Source organism: Chitinophaga sp. W3I9 (genome assembly GCF_050434025.1).
Classification (GTDB): domain Bacteria; phylum Bacteroidota; class Bacteroidia; order Chitinophagales; family Chitinophagaceae; genus Chitinophaga.
The window spans coordinates 2823235-2842322 of record NZ_JBNPWC010000001.1; the positions used below are offsets into that span (position 1 = coordinate 2823235).

Genomic DNA, 19088 nt, shown 5'->3' on the forward strand with positions numbered 1-19088 from the left:
GCCTCAAGTCTAATGACTTAAAGCCTTTTTTAATTTCGTGCCCAGAACTGGATTCGAACCAGCACATCCTTGCGAACGCTGCGACCTGAACACAGTGCGTCTACCAATTTCGCCATCTGGGCATCGCTTGTCCCCATAAAAGGGATTGCAAAAGTAAACACTTTTTTAAACTAACCAAATTTTTTTTCAGGACATAAAAAAACGGCGCCTATAACAGGCGCCGTTCATCAATATATAAAGATTTATACCGCTACATTAAACTCACGCAAGGTGTCGTTCAGGCTGGTCTTCAGGTCTGTAGAGGCTTTGCGCTGACCAATGATCAGTGCGCAGGATACCTGGTATTCGCCAGCAGGGAATTTCTTAGTGTAAGTTCCAGGAATTACCACGCTGCGGGCAGGTACACGGCCTTTGTATTCTATCGGCTCGCTGCCGCTTACGTCAATGATCTTGGTAGATTGCGTCAGCACTACATTGGCGCCTAATACCGCTTCTTTTTCCACAATAACACCTTCTACCACAATGCAACGGGAGCCAATAAAGCAACCATCTTCAATGATTACAGGGCTGGCCTGTAACGGTTCCAGTACGCCGCCAATACCAACGCCACCGCTCAGGTGCACGTGTTTACCGATTTGTGCGCAGGAGCCTACTGTTGCCCAGGTATCTACCATCGTTCCTTCATCTACAAAAGCGCCGATGTTAACATAGGAAGGCATCAGGATACAGCCCTTGGCAATGAATGCGCCATAACGCGCTACTGCATGGGGAACTACTCTTACGCCGAGTTCTTTATAGTTCGACTTCAATCTCATTTTATCATAGAACTCAAATGGAGGCACCTCCATTGTTTCCATTGGCTGAACGGAGAAATACAGTAAAATAGCCTGTTTCACCCACTCATTCACCTGCCAGCCGTTTTCTGTTGGCGTCGCAACTCTCAGATGTCCTTTGTCTACCGCTTCTATCACCGCCTTAACTGCATCTGTGTACTGTGTCTCCTGTAAGAGGCTGCGATCAGCCCAGGCAGCCAGTATTTGTTGTTGTAAATCCATTTTTTTTATTTTTTGCAAACATAATACGTAGAAAATAAAATTACGAATTACAAAGAGGTATTTCCGGAAATCTTATCAGATATACGTAATTCGCCATCCGTAATCCGTAATTTTGCCTTTTGTGGAAGAAAGAACTTTATGAAAATAGGATTCGACGCCAAACGTGCATTCCAGAACGACACTGGTCTTGGGAATTATAGTCGTACCCTGATATCATCTCTGGTAAAGGATTTCCCGGAAGATGAATATTACCTGTTTGCCCCCAGGCAAACCGGTATGTACGATCTCAGTGCCCTGCCGGATCTTAAAGTAGTGGTGCCGGAAAACCCGTTGTACCGCTGGTTTAAGTCGGCCTGGCGCAGCCGTTTTGTGGTAAAGGACCTGTTGCGTTACCAGATCGGTATTTACCACGGCCTCAGTCATGAACTGCCTTTTGGTATTCATAAAAGCGGTATCAGGTCGGTAGTTACCATGCACGATCTTATTTTTGAAAGATACCCGGAGCAGTATAATCCTATTGATGTTATCACTTATCGCCGCAAGGCCCGCTACGCCTGCCAGCAGGCAGACAGGGTAGTGGCCATCAGCGAGCAGACAAAGCAGGACCTGATCACTTACTATCACACGCCTGCCGGTAAAATTGATGTGGTATACCAAAGCTGCGATCCCTCTTTTGCCATTACATACCCCGATGATGATATCGCCGCAATGGGCGCCAGGTACCGTTTGCCGTCCCAGTATTTTCTGTACGTGGGGTCGATTATTGAACGGAAAAACCTGTTAGGCATCGTAACGGCCATGAATACACTAAAAGGAACACTGGATTTTCCATTGGTGGTATTGGGCAATGGCAGTGGCTATAAAAAGAAAGTAAAAGCATACCTGGAAGCCAACGGGCTCACACAACAGGTGATTTTCCTCAATGAACAGGTACGGCTTAAAAACAGTGAGTTGCCTCTCCTGTACCAGGGCGCGGTAGCGCTTATCTATCCGTCTTTCTTTGAAGGATTCGGCATTCCCATACTGGAAGCCCTCTGGAGCCGTACACCGGTAATTACCTCCCACGGGTCCTGTTTTGCAGAAACAGCGGGAGATGCAGCCCTGTACGTAGATCCACGGGAGCCTGGCTCCATAGCTGACGCGATGAGGCAAATCATGGGAAATCCTTCCCTGGTAAGGCAAATGCAGGAAAAAGGATGGCAGCATGCACAGCGTTTTACCCCGGAAAAATGCGCCGCCGCCATGATGAAAGTATATAAACAATTAAATAAGGAAATATAAAATGTTTGAAGATGATATCAGTGCAGCCATGCCGGTGCTGCGTACCGGCGGACTTATCCTTTATCCTACAGACACCATCTGGGGTATCGGCTGCGATGCCACCGATGAAAAGGCCGTACAGAAAATTTATACCCTGAAAAAAAGGAGTGAAAGCAAAAGCCTGGTAGTATTGCTGGCCGATGTGAAAGACCTGCTGCATTATGTGGCAAATCCACGCCCCGATATGGCCGACATCATTGCCGGCTTTACCCGCCCTACCACTGTTATTTATGAAGGCGCACTCGGCCTGGCCCCCAACGTGATCAGCGAAGATGGCAGCATCGCCATCCGCATTGTAAAAGATCCTTTTTGCCGCCACCTGATCAAAAGATTACGCAAACCACTGGTGTCCACCTCCGCCAATGTCAGCGGGGAACCCTCGCCGGCCAGCTTCCGCGACGTGTCCGCCAGCATCCGGAATGGCGTGGATTATGTGGTGAACTACCGGCAAAACGATGAAACCCCCAGCGCCGCATCCAGGATAATCAGGATAAACAAAGATGGTTCAATCGTGATAATCCGGGATTAAAATCGTTTATTTATTACATTTGCGCCCTGGTTTCAGAGAAAGGAATAAAAATTAACAGGAATATTTAAATATGATCAGCAGCAAGCCGTTGGACATACCCTGCTCCCTGCAGGAAAGAAAAGTGCTGGAAAAGATAGCATTGGCCGCCCAGGAACTGGGCGTTCCCGCCTATCTGATCGGGGGCTTTGTGCGGGATAAACTGTTGGGAAGGAAAACAAAAGATATGGACATTGTTTGCGTAGGCGATGGCATCGCACTCGCACACAAAGTCGCAGCAAATTTAGGTGACAACATTCCCGTTAACTTCTTCAAAACCTATGGTACCGCCCAGGTTAAACTGAATGACCTGGAAATTGAATTCGTTGGCGCCCGCAAAGAAAGCTACCGCGAAGAATCCCGCAACCCCGAAGTGTCTGCCGGAACCCTGCAGGATGACCAGAACCGCCGCGATTTCACCATCAACGCAATGGCCATCAGCCTCCGGGATATCGATTATGGCTCCCTGCTCGACCCATTCGACGGCCTCGTGGACCTCGATAAGAAAATCATCCGGACGCCCCTGGCGCCCGCTCAAACATTCAGCGATGATCCCCTGCGCATGATGCGTGGCATCCGGTTTGCTTCCCAGCTGCAGTTTACCATCGAAGAAAGCACCTTTACCGCCATACAGGAAAATGCTGAACGGATCAGGATCATTTCCCAGGAAAGGATCTCCGATGAGTTCAATAAAATAATGCTCTCAACAAAACCCTCGGTAGGACTGGACCTCTTATATCAATCCGGCCTGCTCAAAATTATTTTCCCCCAAATGATAGATATGGTGGGAGTAGAGATGTACGAGGGAAAAGGGCACAAAGATAATTTTTATCATACCTTGCAGGTAGTAGACAATATATCGGAAAATACACGGGATCTTTGGCTTCGGTGGGCCGCATTGCTACACGATATCGGGAAACCCGCCACCAAAAAATTTGAACCCGGTCATGGCTGGACTTTTCACGGTCACGATGCGGTAGGTGGTAAAATGGTTCCCCGTATCTTCAGCAGGATGAAACTGCCAATGAGCGAAAAAATGAGATTGGTAAAGAAATTGGTAGAACTACACCTGCGTCCCATCAGTCTCACAAAAGAGAACATAACAGACTCGGCTATCCGGAGATTACTCTTCGATGCCGGAGACGATATAGAAGGACTGATGATGCTGTGCGAAGCGGATATTACCTCAAAAAATAAAACCAAGGTTAAGCGCTACCTCGAAAATTTTGAATTGGTCCGCAGACGCTTAAAAGAAGTGGAAGAGAGCGACCGGATCCGCAACTGGCAACCTCCTATAACCGGGGAGATGATTATGGAAACATTTGGGCTGAAACCTGGCAGGATCGTAGGCGATCTGAAAAGCGCCATCAGGGAAGCCATCCTGGATGGCGAAATCCCAAATACTTACGAGGCAGCATACGCTTTTTTATTGGAAAAAGCCGGCGCATTGAATCTAAGCCCGGTTAAATAAAATTGGTAATTTTACAATACCATAATAAAATACACTAGCATTCAGGATCCACCGCTCATTGCGGAGTGTTTAATCATTAAATAACTTATAACCTTTTTGTCATGCCGGTTTTGAAATTCAGAGTTTACTGGGAAGAAGATGAAAGTGTCTACAGGGACATTGCCATTAAGCCGAATCAGACGTTTTTATTATTTCACCAAGCAATTTTGCAGGCATTCGAATTTGATTCAAAACACAAAGCCACCTTTTTCCGCAGCAATGATAACTGGCAACGTGGCCGGGAAATCATCCTGGAAGCAGATAATCAACCCCGTAAAGCAGAACCCCTGCTCATGGCGGATACCATGATTGCTGCCGCAGTGAAAGATCCTAATCAGAAATTTATCTATCTCTACGATTTCGCCAAAAACTGGTCGTTCCTCGTAGAACTCATCGGCGTTTCCAAAGATGAAAACAGCAAAATGGTTTACCCTGCCTGCGTTCGCAAAGAAGGCCTGGCCCCCAGTCAATATGGCACCAAAGGCCTGGTAGGTGATAAACTCGTGGAAATGGAAGAAAAATATGACCTCAATAAAGAAGGTATGGACGCCGACGGCTTCGGCGAAGAAGGGGAAGAAAGCGACGCCTTAGGCGGCGATAGCACAGAAGAATTTGGCGGAGAAGAAGAAAATAACTTTTAAATAGAACTGTCAGTCATTTTAGGGATCTGTTTATTTTTTGCAGAGATTACCCGTTTCATCCACTTAGCTGAAATGGCCCGTCTCCCGGAAAAAATAAACAGATCCCTAAATATTTAGCGCAATACTTATGCAAAAAACCGTCATCATTATCGCAGGTCCCACCGCTTCTGGCAAAACAGCGTTGTCTGTTCAAATGGCACAACTGTTTAATACAGCAGTGATCTCTGCAGATTCCAGGCAATGCTACCGCGAAATCAGCATCGGTACAGCAAAGCCCTCCGCGGAAGAATTGTCGGCGGTTCCCCACTACTTCATCAATTCCCACAGCATCCGGGAAGACGTAAACGCAGGCGTTTACGAGAAACTGGCGCTGGGCTACGCCCGCGAAATCTTTGAGAAAAACGACGTAGCCATAATGTGCGGCGGCACCGGTCTTTATATCAGGGCCTTCGCGGAAGGAATCGACGATATGCCTGTCATTGCCCCGGGCATCCGCACTCACCTCAATGAACAGTATGCACAACACGGCCTCGCCTGGCTGCAGCAACAATTGCAGGAACGCGATCCCGGCTTCTATGCCACCGCCGAAACCCAAAACCCCCAACGCCTTATCCGCGCGCTGGAAGTGCTCGACGCCACCGGCCAATCTATCACCACCTTCCGCAGTGCTACCCGCTCCCCCCGCGATTTCCGGGTAATTAAAATAGGCATCACCCTGCCCAAAGAACAACTCCACCACAATATCCACCACCGCGTAGATACAATGATACACGCCGGCCTGGTGGAAGAAGTCCGCTCCGTTTTACCTTACCGCGAACACAATGCCCTCCGCACCGTAGGATACCAGGAAATATTCAGCTTCCTCGACGGCCACATCTCCCTCGATCAGGCCATCGACGATATTAAAACACATACCCGCCAGTACGCAAAACGGCAACTCACCTGGTTCAGGAAGGACCCGGCATTCACCTGGTTTGATCCGCGCAATACGGCAGATATCATGAACTACGTGCAGCAACAAGGCTAGTACGCATGCTCCGCGCAGGATTTTTCCACCAGTTGTAACGCCGCGGTATACATCTCCCGGAAAATAATTACGGACAACCACTGTACTGAAACCGAACATTTGCGATAAATATAAAATATATAAATCTCTTGTATTTAAAAGCCTGGTAACATGGCATTTTCTTGGCGGCACCGTGTCTGCACAGCTCACGAAAACAGTTGCTTATGTTTAAAAATTACCTGAAAACGGCCTGGCGCCACCTGCTGAAAAACAGGCGTTTTACGATCCTCAATCTCATTGGCCTGTCTACCGGTCTCGCCTGTACGTTGCTGATTTGTTTGTGGGTATACGATGAACTCAGCATTGATCACTTCCATAAAAACGACCACCACCTTTTCCAGGTAATGGAAAATCAGCCACACGAAAAAGGCATTACCACCTCCAACGGAACACCCGCACTGCTGGCGGATGCGTTGAAAGCAAATATGCCTGAAGTGGAAAATGCTACCGTGAGCACACCGCCATCCTGGTTCCCTAAAATAGCGCTGACCACCGGCAACAAAAGCACGAAATCCGCCGGCATATTTGCAGGTCAGGATTATCTCCAGGTATTCTCCTATCCATTGCTGCAGGGAAACAGCCGGCAGGTACTACAAGACAAAAACAGCATCGTCATCTCTTCTAAGCTTGCACAAACACTGTTTGGTACAACCGATGCACTGGGTAAAACCATCACCTGGCAGGTAGACCGGTTCAAAAAAGTCAGCACTGTTTCCGGCGTGTTAGATGAGCTCCCCGCCAATACTTCCACCCAATTCGATTGCCTGCTGCCATTCGATGCATTCCGGGAAATCATGAACATCACGGCGCTGGACCCGCAGGGACCGTTCAATACCTTTCTTGTTATGAAAGAAGGCGCCGATATCCCCGCGTTTAATGCAAAGCTGAGCAGCTTCATGACTGGTCTTACCAAGGGAAGCACTACACCCCGCAACCTGTTCCTGCAGCGCTACAGCGATCATTACCTGCATGGCAATTATGAAAACGGTGTGGCTGCCGGTGGCAGGATCAGCTACGTGAAATTATTCTCCCTCATCGCACTTTTTATCCTGGTAATTGCCTGCATTAACTTTGTAAACCTCTCCACCGCACAGGCTTCCGGCAGAATGAAAGAGATGGGGATCCGCAAAACAATAGGCGCCAACCGCCTGGCGCTGGTACTGCAATACCTCGGTGAATCCATGCTGATGACTATTCTCGCGCTGGGCATCGCATTACTACTGGTGGCACTGCTGCTGCCGGAATTCAATCGTATCACCGGCAAAGCATTGTCTTTCTCGCTAAGTGGCACAATGGTGGGTATCATTACTGGTATCGCGCTGCTGACGGGCATCCTGGCGGGTGGCTACCCGGCGTTGTATTTGTCCGGATTTAATCCTCTGCCTGTGCTAAAAGGAAAAGTGCCGGGATCACCGGGGCAATTGATGGCACGCAAAGGCCTGGTGGTATTCCAGTTTACACTCTCAGTTTTATTTATGGTGGGCGTAATTACAGTATACCGGCAAATAGCTTATGTGCAGGATAAAAATCCTGGTTACGACAAAGACAACGTCGTATACTTCGATGTGGAAGGTAAAGTGCCGGAACATATACCTGAATTCCTGTCAGCGTTGAAAAGAATACCAGGCGTGGTGAATGCCTCTGCTATGGTAGGGAATGTGCTGGGCGCGCCTTCCACAGGGTGCACCTGGAAGGGCAGGGGCACCACGGAAACTATTATGTGCCGTCCGTTTATGGTGAACTACGATATGATAGAAACCTTGGGCATCGAAATGGCAGCTGGAAGGTCCTTTTCCCGCGACTACGGTGCAGATGATTCCAGGATCATTTTTAATGAAGCTGCTATCAAGGCAATGGGAATTGATAATCCTGTAGGCAAGGTGATAGAATTTAACGGGATGAAAACGGAGATAGCAGGCGTAGTGAAGAACTTTCATTTTCAATCTATGCACGAAGTTATCAGCCCGTTGTTTTTCCGGCTGGATTCTCTAAACAGCACGGTAATGGTAAAAGTAAAAGCCGGGCAAACAAAAGCAGTGTTGGATGCACTGGCTGCCTTCTACCAGCACTATAACCCCGGGTTTGCGTTCGATTATAAGTTTCTCGATGAAGATTACCAGGCGCAATATACAGCGGAGAAAAGAGTGGCCGCCTTATCAAAATATTTTACTGCACTGGCTATCCTGATATCCTGTCTGGGCCTGTTTGGACTGGCCACCTTTACCGCCGAAAGCAGGCGTAAGGAAATCAGCATCCGCAAAGTATTGGGTGCTACCGCTACCCATGTAATGATGATGTTGTCGGGGGAATTTCTGCGGTCGGTACTGATAGCCGTGCTGATTGGTTTGCCGCTGGCATGGTATTGCATGGACCGGTGGTTGCATAGCTTTGCTTATCACATCGAGGTGGGAGCCGGCGTGTCGCTGCTGGTAGGGATTACGATTGTTGGAATCACTTTACTCACAGTGAGCTTCCAGGCGATCCGGGCAGCGTTGGAAAACCCGGTGAAGAATCTGAAGGCGGAGTAATAGACGATACATAAAAAAAAGCCGTGGTGAATTACACCACGGCTTTTTTTATGTATCGTAAAATGAGGTTGCTTAAAATTTAAATCCTACTGTCAGTACAATGTTGCTTCTGGTAAAATCCAGTGTTGCCGCCGCAGGACTCAGCTGTGCGTCGTACACAGTGTAAGGCTGGTACCTGTCTTTGCCCTGGGTGTAGCTGTAGGTAGCATCTGCATAAAGACCTTTATTGCGGAAGCCAATACCACCGCTGTACACTTTGCGGGAAGCGTTTACGCCTGCGTTGTATTTATCATCGCTGTATGGATTGCCATAGGAAGCAAAACCCGCCCTTACCGCGTATATCGCCATAAATTTAACCTCGGCGCCTACACGAATATTGGAAGTAGATTTATACACCGCGCTGATGTTATCGTTCAGGTTTTTTTCCCCGGCCCTGTCGTCACTCATCCTGAATTTACCGGAAGGGGTGTTCACGAATTCGTAATCAGCTGTAATAAAGCCCTGAGGGCTTTGTGGTTCCTGCAGGTTACCAAAAAAGTAAGAGGCGCCCGCTGCCGCGCGTAAAGGCGCAGTGTAGTTGTAGTCGTATTCTACAGGATAACCTTCTGTTTGATCAAAGGAAGTAGAACCCTGTTCACCACGACCATCTTCTATATCTGAGTACAGTTCCGAACTGTAGCTGTCATGAAGGGAATACCAGGTAGGGGTAGCGAAAGTACCACCAAGTCTGAAATGATCAGACACTTTATACAGGATACCAATTTTACCGCCAACGCCTAAGCCGGTACGTTTCAGGTCCTTGTAATAATCGAAGTAGCCAAAGTCGTTGCCTTTGTTACTGCTGGCGTCATCTTCTGACCAGGCGAGTGATTCTTTATAATTAATGCTCGGCAGGTTTAAGCTGGCGCCGATATACAGGCGATCGCCGTAGTTACCGCCGATAGCAAAAGTGTATTCATTTAAACCACCTTCTGTTTTCAGGGTACCTCTTTGCTGGATGCCTTCCGTAAGACCGCCTATTTGCCTGGAAGGAGAGGCCAGTGTCATAGGCTCTTTGTTACCGCCGGTAGGCTGGTAATCAGCCAGTAACCCGGTACTGAATCCCAGATCTGTACCCAGTGCCTGTGTGGAGGTACTACCATCGAATATATCATCTACAAAACGATCAGAATAAGAAGACAAGGTATTGTGACCTGCAATGGCAATTTCGTTGTTGTAATTGGCCAGTCGTTCCATACCCAGTGAAAAGGTAATGTTGTTCCAGGTACTGCTGCCGCTATTCTTATTGGTAGCCATAATGAGCCCGATGGATGGCAGCTGGAAATTGCTGCGGTTCCCTTTATTATCAAGCTGGCTGTTGCCCAGGTAATTGGAGGTATTTTGAGAGATGCCTACGCCACCCGAAATATGAAATTCGCCGGTCTTAAAAATGGCAATACCTGCCGGGTTAATATGAGCAGATGAATAATCTCCTCCAAGGCCCACACCTGCACCGCCCAGCGCCTGGGTCCTGGCTGTACCGTGAGGCTGCAGGGGGGAGTAAAGTAATGCGTCGTTGGAACTCTGGCCCATGGCTGTTACAGATATAAACAAGCCACCTAAAAGAGGATAAAGTCTTTTAATCATAATCTGTATTCTTAAAATGAGATTTGCTTGCAGGTTAATTTAACGGTTACTAACGCTTGCCGCGATAAGTATAACGTGCTGAACTGGCAAAACGTGTGCGAGATAAAAAATAAGCGTAGGTTTTTAGGCTACGCTTATCTTGTAAATGATTTTATTTATTAACGGCCTCCTCTGGATGGACGGCTGTAGCCACCACCACCGCCGCCACCGGAATTACCACCACCTACGCGACCACCGCCGGAACTAGGAGTGTAACTTGGAGCCGGAGTAGGAGCAGGTCTGCTGTACTCTGTTCTCTGCGGACGGGAATAACCGCCGCCATTGTTGCTGCTGCCGCTGTTGTTCTGGTAAGAAGGCCTGGTTACAGGTCTTTCAGAACTGGACTGCTGGAATACACGGCGTGGTCTTTCACCATTGGATGTACCGCCATTGGCAGGTTGGAAAGTACCGGTTCTGGAAGGACGGGTGTAACCGCCGCCGCCTGTGCCGCCACTGTTGGTATAATCTGCCCTGCGAACTCTTTCGTTACCGCCTCTTACGGAACCATAGGAGTTGGAAGGACGTGTGGTATAATGTCCGTAATAACCGCCACCACCGTAGTAACCACCGTGGCCATAGTAGCCGCCGTAGTACGGGTAGTAGTAAGAAGGCCAGTAGCTGCCTACGTATGGATAACCCCATCCGCCATAGAAGCCGGTGCTCCAGGGGCTGTAGTAACCACCCATTCCCCAGCCGAATCCAAGGCCCAAACCAAAGGAAGGACCATAAAAGCTGCTGTATGGGCTGTAACCTAAACCAAAGCCGCTACCGTATCCCATACCAAAGCCACTGCTCATGTAAAGGTTGGAGGCTGCATTGTAACCATCCCAGTAATCACCGGAATAGTTGCTGCCACTGCCAAATCTGTTCAGGCGACGTTGATAGTCACCCTGGTCATCGTCCTGGTAAGTTACATAGGTACCGCCATCATCCTGCGTTCCTTCAACATAGTTGGCATCGTTTTCATCCTGGCGGCTGTTGCCGTTCGAACCGTTGCTGGAGGCATAGGTACGCTGCTGCTGACGCGGAGAATAGTATACATCATCCGGAGTCTGAGCCGTTTTATAGGTACTGGAACACGCTCCCAGTGCGAGCGATGCGGCCAGTCCAATGTATAATATAGGCTTCATTTGAAATATGTTTTAAGCGTGATTCGTGTAGTAAATTTACTTCTTTTAAACGGAATTAACAGGAAGAAAGTTACAATAACACAGACTATGTTATATTATTTTATGATAAGTGTTTGCAACGTTATGTTTTTCATCTATGTTTGTGGAATTTTCTTCTTAATATAAATGGACAAAAACTAAGCCAATCCAGCCTTTGGCACCCGGCGGATAGGTTTAATTTTGTCTCGACAAATTGAACCGGAACTAGCTTAAAAATAACGGTATATAAATAAGGTAAATTTTTTATGAGTAAAGAGATAACGGCCCGCTCGGAAGACTATTCAAAGTGGTATAACGACCTGGTATTGAAAGGCGGACTGGCAGATTATTCTGCAGTAAAAGGATGTATGGTCATCAAACCATACGGATTTGCTTTGTGGGAAGCCATGCGCGATGTGCTGGACCGCAAATTCAAAGAAACCGGTCACCAGAACGCCTATTTCCCGCTGTTCATCCCCAAAAGCTTTTTAAGTAAAGAAGCTGCGCACGTGGAAGGATTCGCCAAAGAATGCGCCGTAGTAACCCACTACCGCCTCAAAAACGATCCCAACGGCGGCGGCGTAATCGTAGATCCCGATGCCAAACTGGCGGAAGAACTGATCGTTCGCCCCACTTCTGAAACTATTATCTGGAATACTTATAAAGACTGGATACAGTCGTACCGCGACTTACCCCTCCTGATCAACCAGTGGGCAAATGTTGTGCGCTGGGAAATGCGTACCCGCCTGTTTCTCCGTACCACGGAGTTCCTCTGGCAGGAAGGCCATACCGCCCACGCCACTGCACAGGAAGCCATCGAGGAAACAGAACAGATGCTGAATATCTATGCTGATTTCGCAGAAAACTATATGGCCGTGCCTGTTGTACGCGGACTGAAATCGCCGAGCGAAAGATTTGCAGGCGCCGTGGAAACCTACTGCGTGGAAGCCATGATGCAGGATGGTAAAGCCTTACAGGCCGGTACCTCTCACTTCCTGGGACAAAATTTTGCCAAAGCATTCGACGTACAGTTCTCTAATAAAGAAAATAAACTGGAACATGTGTGGGCCACCTCCTGGGGCGTGTCTACCCGCCTGATCGGCGCACTCATCATGGTGCACAGCGATGATGAAGGCCTCGTAATGCCGCCAAAAATTGCACCTGTACAGGTAGTGATTGTGCCTATTTACAAAGGACCTGATCAGAAAGCAGGACTCGATGAAAAAGTAAATGTCATCGTTAAGGAACTGAGAAGCGCCGGTATCAGCGTGAAATACGATGATTCCGATAACAACCGCCCGGGCTGGAAGTTTGCCGAATACGAAATGAAAGGCGTACCGGTTCGTATAGCCATTGGCGCGAGAGATCTCGAAAACAATGTGGCCGAAGTAACCCGCCGCGACACCAGGGAAAAAATGAGCTTGTCGCTCGATGGTTTATCAACCCGCATCACGGAATTGCTCGACGAAATACAACTCAACCTGTTCAACAAAGCAAAAGCTTACCGCGATAGTCATATCACCCGTGTAGATACTTTTGAAGAATTTGAGAAAGTGCTGGACGAAAAAGGCGGCTTCGTATCTGCTCACTGGGATGGTACCGCCGAAACAGAAGAACAGATCAAAGATCGCACAAAAGCTACGATACGCTGTATTCCGCTCAACAACCCGCAGGAAGCCGGCACGTGTATCCTGACCGGGAAGCCATCTAAAGAAAGGGTGCTTTTCGCAAGAGCGTACTAGGAAAGAAGTTTCATATTAAGTATTACGGGGCCGGATTTTTGCGGGGTGTTTTCCGGAAAAATCCGTAACTCGTAATACTTACAGGTAATACTCCTGCAATAAACCATTAAACTCCGATGCCCTTGAGCCGTTTTATAATGTTATGGGGGTTGGTCTTCTTTTGCACTGTTACAACAACCCTCGCGCAGGGGCTGATGATCCGTAACTATAATGTAAAGGACGGACTGGCCAACGCTACTGTTTATGCTGCTACGCAGGATAAAGACGGTTTCATATGGTTTGCAACTCCTACCGGCGTCAGTAAATTTGATGGTAAAAGATTCCGTAACTACGCCAAAAAAGACGGTCTCACAGACAACGAGGTAGTGAAACTCGCCGCCGACTCCAGGGGAAGGGTATGGTTTTTCACCCTCAACGGAAAACCTTCGTTCTATAAGAAATCAGTGATTCATAACGAAGAAAATGATTCCTCCCTCATTTTTAACAGCCGTAGTCACTATATGCAGTATGCATTTGAAGGCAAAGGCGGTTATATCTGGTTCCTCAACAGCAACAACAGGATTGTTCAATACAACGGTAAAGAAATAATCTATGATAAACTGGGCGCCTCGGGATCAGACCTGTACTTCCTGATGCGGAACGACAGCATCTTCCACCCGCTGCAGGCCTCCTTTCACCTCGAAAGCCTGCGCGACCCCAGTAATTCCAAACAAGAGATTTATAACGCATCGCCGTACCCGCTGGATGATTCCGCGTTTCACAACCGTATAAATGGAAGCGCCATTGTAATTATCCGGAACACGCTTTACTCCTACACCGCAAAGGATGCCGTGTGTTTTTTTAACGGCGCAGAATGGGGTATTAAAGATGATATCAGCCACATATGTATTGATAACGATAACCTGTGGATTGGCACCCAGCGCGCCTTGTATTACCTGAAAGATTATTTTAAAGGAGAACGGCAGATCACCCGGCTGCTGGATAATCACTTCATTACCTCCCTGCTGAAGGATAGGGACGGCAACATCTGGATCACCACTTTTGGAGACGGCGTGTATAACATCCCCTACAAAAACTTTTACTTCAGCTATCTCGATAATACCAACGGACTTTATTCACATTCCATTTTCAGCATCAGCAAAGACAAGAAAAGCGACCTGCTGCTGATCGGGCAGAATGCCGGCGTTCTCAATACAATGGATGCGGAAAACAGTATCCGGCAATACACAGTGGATACCACTTCCGGCCGTAACAGCGTACTTTCCATTACCCCGTATACCAACGATAATGTACTCATTGGCACCGATAACGGATTGTACAAGTTTAATACCCTGTCCCGGAAAACAACACTGTTAAAATCCGTGAGAATGCTGAAAGATGTGGATGTGTCGCCTTCCGGGAAGATAAGGATTGCTGCAAAAAACCAGGTAGTAGCACTGGATGATTATGCCATCAGCGACCTAGATATGCTGGTTACTTCGCTGGCAAGCATCAACGACTCCGCTTATTACGTTGGAACCAACGCAGGCCTGTTTTTTTGTACAGACGGCAGGCGGCAACTGTTGCCAGCCGGTGCAGATACCCTGCGGAAGGTAAGTATCAAGGATCTTAAATGGATTGATGGCTCCCTCTGGATTGGTACCAGCGACCAGGGGATTTACGTGATGCAAAATGACAACGTCATCAAACACCTGTCCACCGCCAACAACCTGGCCAGCGATATCTGTCAGCAGCTTTACTACGATGGCGTGGGCCGGCTGTATGTGGCCACCAACCGCGGAGTGTCCGTGATTGATGTAAAAACGCAGACGATTACACGTAATATCACCTCCAGCGACGGCCTGATGTCGGACGATATCCGCGGCGTATATGCCGATAATGATACCCTCTTCATCGCTACCTCCAATGGCCTGTGTTCTTTTAATGCGGATCATATCCCGGTGGATACCGTGCCGCCGGTGATTTACCTGAATAACATCCGCTATGGCGACAGCACCTTCCTCGCCTCCAATAGCTTTGTACACCTGTATCAGCGCAAAGCGTCATTTGAAGCGGAATTCGGTACCATCGTTTTTGACCTGCCGGAGCTGGTGGAATACCAGTATAATTTTTCCGGAGATACCACCAGCGGCTGGGTAACCACCATGTCTAACATCATTCCGTTCCCCGACCTGCAGCCAGGGAATTACACCCTTATGATAAGGGCAAGAAAATATAAGAGCGACTGGTCAAAGCCGGTGAGCATAGATGTGAACATACTACCCAGGTGGTACCAGCAATGGTGGGCAAGAGGCATCCTGCTGCTGGCTGGTTTGCTGGTGGTGCTGATCGGTTTACGGTATATTATCAGGCGGATTAAACAGGCGGAAAAGCGTAAAACAGAGTACAACCGGCGCATTGCGGAGTTGGAAGCCAAGGCGCTGACCAACCAGATGAACCCACATTTTATTTTTAATTCGCTGAACTCCGTTCAACACCTTATATTGGAGAAGGAAGAGAAACAAGCGCTGAATTTCCTGGCAGACTTTGCTACGCTCATGAGGCAGATGCTCAACAACTCCAGGAAATCGTATATATCACTGGAAGAAGAAATCGCTTTCCTGACCCGTTACCTGGAGTTGGAAAAGATCCGGTTTGCACATTCCTTTACCTATCACTTTATCATGGAGGATGCTTTGAAGGAGTATACCATCTACATCCCACCCATGATTATTCAGCCGATAGTGGAAAATGCCATTAAACACGGATTGGCGCCCAAAAATATCAGCGGTTACCTGGAAATCCGCCTGGAAATGGTGGACGACCTGTTATATTGTTCGGTAGATGATGACGGAATAGGTTGGGATAAGTCAAATAGCATTAAAAGTTCAAGGCTCATTAAACACGAGTCTACTGCACTTAGCGTGATTAAAGAGCGGTTGCAGATTATAAAATCTTTTAATGGAAGTGTTGGAAAGTTAGAAATTATTGATAAATTTAAATCTGGTTTCGGCAATAAGGAAGGTACCTTAGTTGAAATACTGATTCCCATTGTTAAGATGTTATGAGTAATATAAAAGCTGCCATTGTAGACGATGAAGTCCGCAACATTCATATTTTACGCAATATACTCGAGAACTACTGCAAAGATGTGACAGTTGTCGGTGAGGCGCAGAATATCAATGAGGCGGCAGAAATGATAAAAAATAACCCCATTGATGTTCTGTTTCTTGACATTGAGATGCCACCACACAATGGATTTCAGCTACTGGAAATGTTTCCGGTACTGAATTTTGAAGTTATTTTTATCACCGCTTTCCAGGAATATGCACTGCAGGCAATTAAATTTGCTGCGCTGGATTACCTGTTGAAACCAATCAAGGTCAGTGAAGTGGAAGATGCACTTGAAAAAGTGAAGAAAAGCAAGAAGGGGCGACTCAACGAGCTGGCATCCATACTGAAAGACTACGTAAAGAACAACGATAACGCCTTCTCAAAGATCGTTATACCGGTGAACGACGGGTATAATGTAATCGATCTGAAGGATATTATTTATTGTGAAGCCTTTGACAGCTATACTAAAATTCAGCTGATCAACAACGTATCTCACCTGATCTCCAAATCATTGAAGGAATATGAGGAAATGCTGTCCGATAAAGGTTTTTACCGGGTGCATAAGTCCTTCCTCATTAATATTCATCACATCGTGAAAATCATCAAAGGGCTGGGAACAGCCGTGGTGATGAGCGATCAGAAGAATATTCCTATCTCTTCCCGTAAAAAGGACGAGTTCTTTACCCAGCTGAAAGGGGTAATTAATCTCTGATATTCTTAATTTACTTTAATTATTAAAGCCGGTGAGCCATCGCTTAACCGGCTTTTTTATGCGTTGCCTAAGCCAATTCTCCTGTTTACGGATTACCCCGCCAACTTATCAGATACTTATATTATTTTCCTAATAGGTTTTCATAGAATGACTGATTGCACGGTCTGCTTTTCCAGGCGAGGCCTGTATGACTTAAAAAGAAAAAGTCCCGCTCCGGCTTGCCGGAAACGGGACTTTTTCTTAAGACCTAAAACCCAATTACTTTAAGGGGATCAGAGGTTTTCGGCCTCAGTGCCGGTAGCAATATTATAGTAATAGATATTTCCGCCTCTTTCAGGATAGAAACCTATCAGCTTGAGGTTCTTTTGCTTTTCCACTATCTGGCTGAGTTCATCCACGGAGGTGACCTGCGTATTACCAGCTTTGAGGATCACAAATCCCGGGGCCATAGTGGTCTGTTTTTTCAGGATACCGTTGCCGATATCGTTTACAATTACCCCACCATTCACACCCAAACGGGCGGCCTGGTCTTTATCAAGTTCGGAGAGGTCTGCACCCAAACGATCCAGCGCAGTTACCTTTACCAGGTCTGTATTGCCTTTCAGGTTCTTCATCACCACATTGTTCACGGTAACTTCTTTACCGTCACGCAGGTAGCTTAAACTGATTTTATCGCCTGGTTTATAGCGTGCCACCTGTTCGCTCAACTGCGAAGTGGTAGGAATTTTTACGCCATTCACAGCGGTGATCACGTCACCGGTACGGAGGCCTGCGGCCGCAGCAGAGCTGTTAGGCAATACATCTGTTACCTGTACGCCGTTTACATCCCTTTTAATACCGGCATCCTTTAACTGCTCATCGCTCATATTGGCAATGAGAGAGGAAGGCGCATATCTTACACCGAGGTACGCCCGCTGTACATTACCATATTTCAGGATATCGTTCACCACTTTTTTGATGAGGTTTACCGGGATAGCGTAAGAGTAGCCGGCATAAGAGCCTGTTGGAGAGGCAATCGCAGAGTTGATACCTACCAGTTCGCCGGCGGTATTTACCAATGCGCCACCACTATTACCCTGGTTCACAGCAGCATCTGTTTGAATAAAGGATTCAATAGCGCTGTTCACTTTGCCACCGCTTCTGTTGATACCAATAGAGCGTGATTTGGCGCTTACAATACCCGCAGTCACCGTAGCATCCAGGTTCAGCGGATAACCTACCGCCAGTACCCATTGTCCTATTTCTACATTGTCGGAGTTGCCATACAGCAGATAAGGAAGGTCTTTCGCATCAATTTTAATAACGGCCAGGTCGGTGCTGGGGTCCGTGCCTATCATCTTTGCTTTGAATACTTTGTTTTCGTTGCTGAGGGAAACGCTGATTTCATCGGCATCTGCAACTACGTGGTTATTGGTTACAATGTAACCGTCTGCAGAGATCAGTACGCCGGAACCGGAAGCCATCTGGCCTGGAACGTAGTACCTGCGGCCATCTCCGCCACCGTTAAATTCATCTCCGAAAAAATCATCTCCAAAAAGGTCCTGCAGGATGCTGCGTCTTCTTTGCAGGTTATTACCATTGGTTACCTGCCTGGGGTTGATCTTTGTTTTGATATGCACTACACCCGGCACTGCTGCCTTGGCCGCGGTGGTGAAGTCGGAAGGTGGGGTGGCATTCGCATTCCCTTCCGTACCCGGCATGTAGCGGGCATAGTTTACGGGAATTTCAGTACCATTCTGGAAAACAATCGGCTGCTTCGGCTGAATATATTTGCCATACACAAATATGGAGGCAGCTGCCGTTACAGCACTGATAAGAACAGTCGTAACAATTTGCTTGAATTTCATATTATAGTGTGTTTGCGTGATAGTTAATAATAACGCCGGGATATGATCAATTTACATGCCCTTACTACAAATTTAATTCGCCCTGTGAATCAAACGCAACAGGGGTGATTCACTTTAACACATTTTTATATCAATCGTTAAACACGGCTTAATACCGTACTGACAGGAATGACAGCCTGCCTGTCAAGATAACAAG

The 19088-nt window shown here is 47.4% G+C and carries 13 protein-coding genes and 1 tRNA gene; 9 read left to right on the forward strand and 5 right to left on the reverse strand.

Annotation, left to right across the window (positions count from 1 at the left end; genetic code table 11):
• Positions 1-38 precede the first annotated feature (38 nt).
• Positions 39-122, reverse strand: a tRNA-Leu gene (locus QFZ51_RS11815).
• Between the two features lie 120 nt (positions 123-242).
• A complete protein-coding gene (locus tag QFZ51_RS11820) occupies positions 243-1055 on the reverse strand; it encodes a 2,3,4,5-tetrahydropyridine-2,6-dicarboxylate N-succinyltransferase (RefSeq protein WP_429046036.1) in 813 nt (270 codons plus the stop codon).
• Between the two features lie 138 nt (positions 1056-1193).
• Here QFZ51_RS11820 and QFZ51_RS11825 point away from each other — a divergent pair, with 138 nt between their 5' ends.
• From QFZ51_RS11825 to QFZ51_RS11850, 6 genes are all read left to right on the forward strand, one after another.
• A complete protein-coding gene (locus QFZ51_RS11825) occupies positions 1194-2336 on the forward strand; it encodes a glycosyltransferase family 4 protein (protein ID WP_429046037.1) in 1143 nt (380 codons plus the stop codon).
• A 1-nt stretch (position 2337) separates the two neighbouring features.
• Positions 2338-2904, forward strand: a complete 567-nt coding sequence (locus QFZ51_RS11830; RefSeq protein WP_429046039.1) for an L-threonylcarbamoyladenylate synthase — start codon at positions 2338-2340, stop codon at positions 2902-2904.
• Between the two features lie 70 nt (positions 2905-2974).
• Complete coding sequence (locus tag QFZ51_RS11835; protein ID WP_429046041.1) at positions 2975-4411, forward strand: CCA tRNA nucleotidyltransferase; 1437 nt, start codon at positions 2975-2977, stop codon at positions 4409-4411.
• A 101-nt stretch (positions 4412-4512) separates the two neighbouring features.
• Entirely contained in the window at positions 4513-5091 is a 579-nt protein-coding gene (locus QFZ51_RS11840) for an IS1096 element passenger TnpR family protein (protein WP_370912713.1), read from the forward strand.
• Between the two features lie 127 nt (positions 5092-5218).
• Positions 5219-6118 (forward strand): tRNA (adenosine(37)-N6)-dimethylallyltransferase MiaA, encoded by a 900-nt coding sequence (gene miaA, locus QFZ51_RS11845; protein ID WP_429046043.1) that lies wholly within the window; start codon positions 5219-5221, stop codon positions 6116-6118.
• A gap of 203 nt (positions 6119-6321) precedes the next feature.
• Complete coding sequence (locus QFZ51_RS11850) at positions 6322-8685, forward strand: ABC transporter permease (RefSeq protein ID WP_429046045.1); 2364 nt, start codon at positions 6322-6324, stop codon at positions 8683-8685.
• Between the two features lie 72 nt (positions 8686-8757).
• Here QFZ51_RS11850 and QFZ51_RS11855 read toward each other — a convergent pair whose 3' ends face one another.
• Positions 8758-10311 (reverse strand): OmpP1/FadL family transporter, encoded by a 1554-nt coding sequence (locus tag QFZ51_RS11855; protein ID WP_370912710.1) that lies wholly within the window; start codon positions 10309-10311, stop codon positions 8758-8760.
• Between the two features lie 158 nt (positions 10312-10469).
• Positions 10470-11480 (reverse strand): hypothetical protein, encoded by a 1011-nt coding sequence (locus QFZ51_RS11860; protein ID WP_429046046.1) that lies wholly within the window; start codon positions 11478-11480, stop codon positions 10470-10472.
• 284 nt (positions 11481-11764) lie between these two features.
• On the opposite strand from QFZ51_RS11860, the gene proS reads away from it, so the two are divergent.
• The 3 genes from proS to QFZ51_RS11875 all read left to right on the forward strand — a co-directional run bounded on the left by proS (position 11765) and on the right by QFZ51_RS11875 (position 17045).
• Entirely contained in the window at positions 11765-13240 is a 1476-nt protein-coding gene (gene proS, locus QFZ51_RS11865; RefSeq protein WP_429046047.1) for a proline--tRNA ligase, read from the forward strand.
• Positions 13241-13362: 122 nt separating this feature from the next.
• Positions 13363-16287 carry a histidine kinase gene (locus QFZ51_RS11870; RefSeq protein ID WP_429046049.1) on the forward strand — a complete coding sequence of 975 codons (2925 nt, stop codon included), beginning with the start codon at positions 13363-13365 and terminating at the stop codon, positions 16285-16287.
• Positions 16284-17045: a LytR/AlgR family response regulator transcription factor gene (locus QFZ51_RS11875; protein ID WP_078672331.1), complete on the forward strand. Its 762-nt coding sequence runs from the start codon at positions 16284-16286 to the stop codon at positions 17043-17045. The genes QFZ51_RS11870 and QFZ51_RS11875 overlap by 4 nt, the downstream gene beginning before the upstream one ends.
• A gap of 272 nt (positions 17046-17317) precedes the next feature.
• On the opposite strand, the gene QFZ51_RS11880 is transcribed toward QFZ51_RS11875, so the two are convergent.
• Positions 17318-18892, reverse strand: coding sequence for a trypsin-like peptidase domain-containing protein (locus tag QFZ51_RS11880; protein ID WP_429046052.1), 1575 nt, complete (start codon positions 18890-18892; stop codon positions 17318-17320).
• Positions 18893-19088 lie beyond the last annotated feature (196 nt).

Coding starts and splice junctions, on each gene's coding strand:
- QFZ51_RS11880 (WP_429046052.1), bottom strand. CDS start 18,892: ATGAAATTCAAGCAAATTGTTACGACTGTTCTTATCAGTGCTGTAACG.
- QFZ51_RS11855 (WP_370912710.1), bottom strand. CDS start 10,311: ATGATTAAAAGACTTTATCCTCTTTTAGGTGGCTTGTTTATATCTGTA.
- QFZ51_RS11825 (WP_429046037.1), top strand. CDS start 1,194: ATGAAAATAGGATTCGACGCCAAACGTGCATTCCAGAACGACACTGGT.
- QFZ51_RS11840 (WP_370912713.1), top strand. CDS start 4,513: ATGCCGGTTTTGAAATTCAGAGTTTACTGGGAAGAAGATGAAAGTGTC.
- QFZ51_RS11830 (WP_429046039.1), top strand. CDS start 2,338: ATGTTTGAAGATGATATCAGTGCAGCCATGCCGGTGCTGCGTACCGGC.
- QFZ51_RS11875 (WP_078672331.1), top strand. CDS start 16,284: ATGAGTAATATAAAAGCTGCCATTGTAGACGATGAAGTCCGCAACATT.
- proS (WP_429046047.1), top strand. CDS start 11,765: ATGAGTAAAGAGATAACGGCCCGCTCGGAAGACTATTCAAAGTGGTAT.
- QFZ51_RS11820 (WP_429046036.1), bottom strand. CDS start 1,055: ATGGATTTACAACAACAAATACTGGCTGCCTGGGCTGATCGCAGCCTC.
- miaA (WP_429046043.1), top strand. CDS start 5,219: ATGCAAAAAACCGTCATCATTATCGCAGGTCCCACCGCTTCTGGCAAA.
- QFZ51_RS11835 (WP_429046041.1), top strand. CDS start 2,975: ATGATCAGCAGCAAGCCGTTGGACATACCCTGCTCCCTGCAGGAAAGA.
- QFZ51_RS11850 (WP_429046045.1), top strand. CDS start 6,322: ATGTTTAAAAATTACCTGAAAACGGCCTGGCGCCACCTGCTGAAAAAC.
- QFZ51_RS11860 (WP_429046046.1), bottom strand. CDS start 11,480: ATGAAGCCTATATTATACATTGGACTGGCCGCATCGCTCGCACTGGGA.